The organism is Burkholderia sp. Se-20378 (genome assembly GCF_017104665.1).
Taxonomy (GTDB): domain Bacteria; phylum Pseudomonadota; class Gammaproteobacteria; order Burkholderiales; family Burkholderiaceae; genus Burkholderia; species Burkholderia lata.
This window is the reverse complement of the sequence record NZ_JAAGPG010000968.1, coordinates 1-1,315: the sequence shown is the minus strand read 5'-3', so window position 1 is coordinate 1,315 and position 1,315 is coordinate 1. Positions and strand designations below refer to the sequence as shown.

The 1,315-nt window shown below is 68.1% G+C and carries 2 protein-coding genes; one reads left to right on the top strand and one right to left on the bottom strand.

Going from position 1 to position 1,315, the window contains the following annotated elements:
• Positions 1–60 precede the first annotated feature (60 nt).
• Positions 61–486 carry a VOC family protein gene (locus tag G3N93_RS39430; protein WP_011350343.1) on the bottom strand — a complete coding sequence of 142 codons (426 nt, stop codon included), beginning with the start codon at positions 484–486 and terminating at the stop codon, positions 61–63.
• 207 nt (positions 487–693) lie between these two features.
• Here G3N93_RS39430 and G3N93_RS39425 point away from each other — a divergent pair.
• The coding region (locus G3N93_RS39425) for an alpha/beta hydrolase (RefSeq protein WP_206135464.1) at positions 694–1,315 on the top strand (622 nt) is incomplete at its 3' end.

Here is a 1,315-nt window from a genome sequence, read left to right as displayed (position 1 = left end):
GCAGCGCATCGCGCGTCGTGTCGGGCAACGGCACCAGCGCGAGTACCCCAGGCCGCGCGGTCACGGCTGCGTGCCCGCCGCGCCGGCCGGCACGACTTCCTTCACCGCGCCCTTCCAGCCGTTCGACGTGATGTCGAACACGGTGCCGTCGGGCATCCGGTACTTCACTTCGTAGAACACGTTCGGGTCCTGCTCGTGCCGGCCGGTCAGGTAGGTGCCGCCGGCCGCGACGACGCGCTCGGCGGTCGCATCGACGTCATCTACCCACATCCCGAAGTGGATCACGCCGCGCACGTCCTTCAGGCCCGCATAGCCGGGCACCGTCTCGTCCTTGAAGTTCAGCAGCGCAACGTTGATCGTGCCGTCCGTCATGTAGATCCCGCGCATCGCGTTGCCCGCGCGGCGCATGCCGAACGCGCGCTCGAAGAATTGCGCGGCCGCTTCCGGATCGTCGACCGAAAGCGCGATGTGGCGAAGCTTGTCCATGGGTGTCCTTGAAGAGTGTCGGCGTGCGACGGATGAGTGCGTGGGCGTGACTGTCGCGCAAAAATGCCTGGAATCTCATTGGGTATACTACGTAGTGATTGTGTATACACAAAACGAGATTTATATACCAGAATGGTCCCCATCGCCGTTCGAACGGCGGAACACCGGCTCGCGCCGGCCGCTAGCCGTCATGCAGGGAGGCAGGGGATGCACGCTTGGCAGGAACCGCTGGGGAATCTGTCGGAAGCGCTGAGGGCGCGCTTCGCCGAGATCGGCGCCGTCTGGGGGCAGGACATCGACGCGCACCGCGACTGGGTGATCGACACGTACACGCCGCTCGTCGCCGCGCGGGCGGCGACGGACCTCGGCTGCGAGATCGAGCGCGACATTCCGTACGGGCCTGACGCGCGCCAGCGTCTCGACGTGTTCGTGCAGCACGCGACCCGCCAGCGCGCGCCGGCCGACGTCGTGCTGTTCGTGCATGGCGGCGCGTTTGTGCGCGGCCGCAAGAGCATCAACGGGCTGATCTACGACAACGTGCCGCGCTGGTTCGCGCGCCACGGCTACGTCGCGGTCAACGTCGAATACCGGCTGGCGCCCGATGCCCCGTATCCGGCCGGCGCGCAGGATGTTGCCGCGGCGCTCGACTGGACGCGTGCGCACATTGCGTCGTATGGCGGCCATCCGGGGCGGATCTTCGTCGTAGGGCATTCGGCGGGCGGCGCGCATGTCGCCACCTATCTCGGCGATCCGCTGCTCGACGCGCGGCGCGGCGAACGCGTGGCCGGCGCCGTGCTGGTCAGCGCGCGGCTCGCGGCCGACACGCTGA

Bases quoted from the DNA above. Each gene is read 5' to 3' on its own strand.
- G3N93_RS39430 (WP_011350343.1), bottom strand. From the start codon at position 486: ATGGACAAGCTTCGCCACATCGCGCTTTCGGTCGACGATCCGGAAGCG.